The 5,902-nt window shown below is 52.6% G+C and carries 5 protein-coding genes and 1 pseudogene; 1 reads left to right on the top strand and 5 read right to left on the bottom strand.

Annotation, left to right across the window (positions count from 1 at the left end; genetic code table 11):
- Positions 1-258 precede the first annotated feature (258 nt).
- The 3 genes from QT222_RS07805 to QT222_RS07795 all read right to left on the bottom strand — a co-directional run bounded on the left by QT222_RS07805 (position 259) and on the right by QT222_RS07795 (position 3,485).
- Entirely contained in the window at positions 259-846 is a 588-nt protein-coding gene (locus QT222_RS07805; protein ID WP_491476835.1) for a hypothetical protein, read from the bottom strand.
- A 700-nt stretch (positions 847-1,546) separates the two neighbouring features.
- Positions 1,547-2,011 carry an ASCH domain-containing protein gene (locus tag QT222_RS07800; protein ID WP_491476834.1) on the bottom strand — a complete coding sequence of 155 codons (465 nt, stop codon included), beginning with the start codon at positions 2,009-2,011 and terminating at the stop codon, positions 1,547-1,549.
- Positions 1,989-3,485, bottom strand: coding sequence for a PIN domain-containing protein (locus QT222_RS07795; RefSeq protein WP_491476833.1), 1,497 nt, complete (start codon positions 3,483-3,485; stop codon positions 1,989-1,991). Before QT222_RS07795 ends, QT222_RS07800 begins: the two co-directional genes overlap by 23 nt.
- Before the next feature lie 204 nt (positions 3,486-3,689).
- Between QT222_RS07795 and QT222_RS07790 the strand changes: the two genes are divergently transcribed.
- Positions 3,690-4,241, top strand: a complete 552-nt coding sequence (locus QT222_RS07790) for a hypothetical protein (protein ID WP_491476832.1) — start codon at positions 3,690-3,692, stop codon at positions 4,239-4,241.
- Between the two features lie 7 nt (positions 4,242-4,248).
- Here QT222_RS07790 and QT222_RS07785 read toward each other — a convergent pair whose 3' ends face one another.
- Together QT222_RS07785 and QT222_RS07780 are read right to left on the bottom strand one after the other, a co-directional pair.
- Positions 4,249-5,073, bottom strand: coding sequence for an IS5 family transposase (locus QT222_RS07785; protein WP_491476831.1), 825 nt, complete (start codon positions 5,071-5,073; stop codon positions 4,249-4,251).
- A 311-nt stretch (positions 5,074-5,384) separates the two neighbouring features.
- A pseudogene (locus QT222_RS07780) lies at positions 5,385-5,902 on the bottom strand (site-specific integrase); the annotation flags it as partial.

Below are 5,902 nucleotides of genomic sequence, written 5' to 3'. Positions count from 1 at the left end.
ATTGTCTCACCACGCTCAAGGTAGAGATAGTGAACGAACTCCACCGGAGACGGCGACCGCGTCTCCTTGTCAGTGAGAGTGTATTCCGTACCGTTGACCGCGACCGTCCGACCGCGTTCTACCTCGATAGGCCGGAGTCTGGTATCAAGTGTGGTCGCCACGAGTTCGCTTTTTTGAACACCTCAGGGCCGACCTTCTCTTTCGGGGTACCGAGACGCTGAGAGACGAATATCTTGAGCCGGTCGCGCTCCTCGGGAGTTACCGAGTGGTAGTTCTTGACCGAGGAGTATTCGAGTGCGGCTTGATACAGCGGCTTGAACGCCGCACGTCGGAGGTAATCGCGTTCGTCCCCGCTGTTGACTGTGAGAGTTCTACTTCCACGTCCCACTCGTAGTCCGTCCCACGCGCGTGGTTGTAGAACTTGAACAGCCGCTTAATGTCCTTCGCGTGGTGGAGAACCGTCGAGTCAATCACCTCCTCCGACTGGTTCAGCACACGAATGAACTTGTCTGCGTGTTCGGACGTAAACTTCGTGGTGTACTGGTCTTCGTGTCGCCACAGCCAGCGGAACGCAGTTTCGAGTTTGTAGTGCGTGGATTCAAGCGTCGAGTCTGCCAGTCCCTCGCGCTTCTCGGGATGTTTCCCGTAATGAGCCAGCCACGACAGGAGTTCGTGCTTGAAGTCGCGGTGGTCGTCCACCATATTCATCCCGAATCCGCCGAGGTTTTCCTCGGAACGTCGGCTCACGAGTGGGTAGGTGAACTCGTAGTCCTCGGGCGCGGGCGGTATCTCTCCGCTCATCGCGTCCCCACCGCCGAGGTTGTCAAGTGGGTCGGACGGGTTCATTGACCGATCTCCAAACTCGAATCGCTGTACTGTGTGGTGGTTGTCGTTATGGTGTCTTGACAACTATACGAATCGCAAGACGGCGTCGGGGTGCCCGTGTAGTAAAAGGGCGCGTTCTTGAGTACCATTGGTTTCTCTCATAAGAACAGTGTAAAATGGGGAGAGAAACCGTGTAACCCCACTAAGCCTAGGCCGGGATTTGAACCCGGGCTCTCGTCCTTACCAAGAACGAAACGTAACGTGAAATAAAGGTATGTAGTGAAAGCAGAAACCAGTCAATTGGGACTCTTTCGCCACGAATACAGATTAATTATATTATAGATCGCGTTTCATGTCGTCCATGATCGCGCCGAAAAGGGAGATTTCCCTCGCATCGAGGACGAGTTCAACCACGGTTAGTCCGGTCTGCTCCTCGTGACCGACGTAGAGAACCAGAGGATCGACAGCGGTCGATGTCAGGCAATTAGACGACAATGACGTCGTCGTCAGAATCGTTCTCGCAGAGGAGGCTCGCAAAACAGGCAGAGACTCCGTGTATTTTTTTACGTCAACGAATAGCTGGCTGCAATTGGTGTGACATTTCCTTTATCGTTGCAACTGGCGCTTAGAGAGGGGGATGCGTCCAGTGTACTCAACTGAACATCTCTGCCATCTACACTCCAAAAATTTCTCCATTAGGCGATGTTGTGGCGAACTCTACCTAATCAGACGAGAACTGCGGCAACCGTGTCATCTTCGTCTCCACCGACTTAGGGAAGTATTCCCGAAGAGTTGCGTCCATCTCTGGGCTAGGATAATAGAACGATACAGGAGGAACGAATTCTTCGAACAGCTCAACCGGCGTGATCGGCTCTTGAAGACGGTGAACCGAATCAATCTCAATGGCGTACCCAGTCTCGGCACCTTCGTAGTAGTCCATGAACCGTTCTCGTTCCTTAATGCCCGACTGGTCACCAAATAGCTCCCACAGCTCGTCTGGCGATGCTTCGATAATTCGCTTGTGAGTGAAGCCCCCGATTATCTGCATCACAGGCGAGGAAGCGTAGAGATAGATAAAATCGACAGAGTCCGCGTCGCTGAATGTAGTGCGGCGGAACTCGTATTGTTTCTCACCAGCCAGAATCTTCTCTCCGAATTCTGGCTTAATCGAGAGCAAAGCGTTCATCAATGCCTCCTTTTGTCCTTATATACTTATACTCTTCTTCACCGATTGACTGAATCGTCTGTGGTGCCCACGAAAGTACATCATCCTTCATTAAGTTCTCCAGTGAGAGGGGGTTCTGTAAGTCGAAATGCCACGAGAACCGAATCACAGTTGTCGGTTTTTCTGCCATCTCCTTGATTTCCCGCTCGGAGAACACAGACCGCTTCCCGACGAACTTCTGAATAGCGTCCGTGTCAGTGGTACGAGAGAGGACTTCCTCACAGACACCCAATGACGTGACTTCCTTGTAGTCGCTCGACCGGTAGAAAAGTAGAATGTCGCCAGGCGACAATTTGGTAATCTGCGAATGCGAAAGGTACGCCTTGTGGATAGCGTTCCCTTCGGAGTTGAACTTCCCTGCGAACTCACCGATCCCTGGCTGTCGCTTTGAGTAGCCAGTAAAGAGCTTGTTGTGGTACCGAGGCTGAATCGGAATGAGGAACTTTCCTACTTCATCACCGTCGTAGAACGACGGGTAGTAGCGCCGGGCGATTTCTGGCGGGTCAATCGCCGTGTCTGGTGGCGGCGTAAGCCGCTTGACGAAGATGCCTTCTCCGTCTTGCCGGTTCGAAGCGTGTTCAAACCCATATCTTTCTATGAGTCTCACTAGGTAATCTTCGTCTTCGTCGACGTAGTGCGTGAGGTAAATCTGGTCAACTTCGTATCCGATAGCCTCCCGAATGGCGATTGAGATTAGAAGCTCACCGATTTTCGAACCCCATTGGACTTCCCCGACCTTGAGAGTGGAAATTTTTAACCGTTTCTCACGTCCGAGCGGTGGATCTACGCCGATATCCTCGACCTCTTTTGGTTTGAGGATAAGGACTGCACCAAGCTGTCCTTCGTCGGTATAGTTGACCCAAGCTGGCCGGTCCGATTTCGATTTTCCCCACTTAACAAACTCGTCATACTCCTCTTTGAGCGAGTCGAAAATCGGGTCCGAGAGGTCCAATTCGCCGAAGGTAGTTCGTTGAATGGCTGCGGGGCCGCGAATCGGTGGTCGCTCGGATTGGAAGTGATCACGTCCTTCTGCAATCGTGAACACGCGATCTTCGATGCCAAGGTCCATCGCCTTTTTGTGGATGCCTCGGTCCTCAGTAATTAGGAACTCTACAGCGTCGGCGAAGACAGCGTAGAGTAGCATATTATCCACTCGATCGTTGCCTGTCGCCACCTCGACGTGCTGTCTGAATTCAGAGTCACTACCACTGGGTGTCGGTGGGTAGGAAAGCTCAACGTACGTCTCGATTCGGGACTCGTTTCGTTCCCGTCTCTCCGCGTTGCTGTCATTCCGGATTTCATTAGCTGAGAGAGGATGTATCAACATGGTGTGGCCCTTCTTTCTCAAGGACTGCTCTAACTCGCGAAGGGGTTCCGGGACGATTTCGTCATCCTCTCGGTGGATGAAGATATTTGTGTCAATTAGAATTTGCATATTTGGAGTCGTGTTTGGTTATTACGACTACTTCTTGTAACGTTACTTAGTATTTGATGTCAGCCAGTGTTTCGATTCAACTAATGTCCACCCGAATGCCGACGAGACGTGCATAATCGAGCGCAAGAGCTAGAAATTCATCGGCAGAGGAAAATACTGGATAGGGCAACAGCCAAGTAGACGAACTGATACCTGTTTTACAGGATGGGTGAAATAAAGGATAAATCGGATCTCATACCCACAATCTCTGTTGGGTTGCTACTGCTTGTGGGCATCATATCTGACTTCAGCTACAACGTGATCCGGGAGGGCGCAGTCCTCCTGTTCTATGCAGTACTAGTGAGCATTTGGACCTCTATGGACCCTGAAATCGGGCAGGGATCTACTGAAATGCAGTACGTCGAGTTCCTAGCTTCGGCCGCTGGTGCAGTCGTTGTAGGGCAAATCATCGAAATTGTGGTCAGCTCAATATCCGGCGAAATCATCGCAGCACAGTCTTTGGCTCTTGCAATACTTATCAGCCGGTTCTATGTGAACTCAAAATCCGGCTGGGAAACGCGAAATGTCCTTGGACTTGACGACCCCGTGGACCGGTATGTTATACTTGCACCATGTCTGTTCGTGCTGTTGTTTCCGGTTTTACTCTACCAGCTCGAAATTTCGCCTATACTAGGATTCGACTTAGAAAGCCTCACGAGACCTACACAGGATGCATTTCTAACCTTGGTTATTGTTGCTCTGTTGAATAGATGCTGAGTCACGGTTACAGCGGCTCACACAGCGGTTCTATGTTGATGATAGCGAACATCAAGACAATTTCACGGAACTGCCGATACCAGCCGAGCGCTCGCACGGCGTCGCCGAGCGAGCGCTTGGCTGTCGAGTACGACGTTTCGGCCATCCACCGCTGTGAGTAGCCCTTTGCTCGGTTGAGCGTGTTGTTCAGAGCTGCTTTCGGTGATGATCCACGATAGTGAACGAGGTACTCAACGTCATATGCGGCAATTTCGTACTCGGTATGCCAGTCTTGGAAGCCGTTGTCGGCGGCGACCGACTGCAGGTCGTCCGCGTTTCGGCGGACGACCTGCGGTCCGGTCTTCGTATCATGCTTCCACCGTGCTGTGATGTGCACGTCAAGAACCGCAAGCGATTCCACATCAGTTAATGTCGTCACTTTCAGCGTCTGTACGGTGCTTCCCGACCGCTGGCGGAAGTACGAGGAAGCACGGCGGCGGTCAAAGAACGTGCTATCGAGAGCAGGGTGGCCAGACTGCGGGTGTTGCTGCGCTGAAACGCGCAGCAACGCCCGCCAGACCCACATTTTCAGCCGGTCGAACGATTTGTAGATCGTGCTGTAGTCCGGCAAATCGTCCCGATCTAAGCCGAGTGCGTCACGAATCTCGGTCATATACTTCAGCCGATTCGGCGTTTCACGGTAGCTGTGGCCTTCTTCGAGCCGAAAGCAGTGCAGAACGACGTGGACCCAGCGGGCGAACCCGCCGCTGGCGGGCTCGCCCGCGTGCTTCCCCAACGCTTGTTTAGCTAGGTCACGACACTGCTCAACGAAGTCGAGGATATCGAGTTCCATAGGACAGAATCGAATTCCTCGGCTTCATCCTTCTAAACCCGTGATATTGGCTGAATAGATCGCTATTCAACAGAGCAGTTATTGTAGCGATTATGTGCGGAGTATTGCTTTACGGCCGAATTGAAGAAGGATGGGGCCTCTCGTAAACGCGGTCACGTATCCGTGTGTTGGAGCAGTCGTGAGGGTCGCTGTGTTATTCAGCGTTTGATTTGATAGTAACCGAGGTCGCGACTACCAGTCGAATACTTCCCTGAATGGACGAGGTAATCTTGTAATGTGGCTCATTAGACACAGGCTCGCAGTGAAACGGGTTACCTCGCAAACGCCGCCTCCAACTTCTCGTACATCTTTCTGCGCCGTGCCTTCCGCTCTTGATCCCTTGATAGATAATTCCGAAGCACAACCTCCGTTGACGAACTCCCCTGATCTTCAGCAACTCCCTCTAATCCCTCAAGAACCTCTCCCACCGCTTCCTGATACGCTGAGTACCAGAACCGACGTCCCATCTTGGGGGTCGGTGTATCTCCATCGACAACCACTCCAGAAGTGTCAGCAAGCTGTTTGAACCGACGACGTATCGTGCTAACTGACATGTGTCCCGTCGACGAAGAGCGAGAGGGGAACAGATACCCGTTCCAGGTCTCACGGTCAGAGAGCACATCAATCCGAGCAGCGACGACGTCGACGCCATACAACAGCGTCACCTCACCAGGGCCGTTCTTCCGCTCTCCGTCACCGAACAAGAGATGCGGGTCTTCTGCACCCAAAACCACTTGGTCGACGTGCAACGCGGCAACCTCGGAGGGCCGTAACCCCCACCCAGCAAGCG

The sequence above is a fragment of the Haloferax sp. s1 genome, from assembly GCF_058382125.1.
The sequence above is the reverse complement of the archived record's forward strand: the minus strand, read 5'-3'. Positions and strand labels throughout refer to the sequence as shown.

Excerpts from the sequence above, each read along its gene's own strand:
- QT222_RS07800 (WP_491476834.1), bottom strand. The coding sequence starts at position 2,011 with ATGAACGCTTTGCTCTCGATTAAGCCAGAATTCGGAGAGAAGATTCTG.
- QT222_RS07785 (WP_491476831.1), bottom strand. The coding sequence starts at position 5,073 with ATGGAACTCGATATCCTCGACTTCGTTGAGCAGTGTCGTGACCTAGCT.
- QT222_RS07790 (WP_491476832.1), top strand. The coding sequence starts at position 3,690 with ATGGGTGAAATAAAGGATAAATCGGATCTCATACCCACAATCTCTGTT.
- QT222_RS07795 (WP_491476833.1), bottom strand. The coding sequence starts at position 3,485 with ATGCAAATTCTAATTGACACAAATATCTTCATCCACCGAGAGGATGAC.
- QT222_RS07805 (WP_491476835.1), bottom strand. The coding sequence starts at position 846 with ATGAACCCGTCCGACCCACTTGACAACCTCGGCGGTGGGGACGCGATG.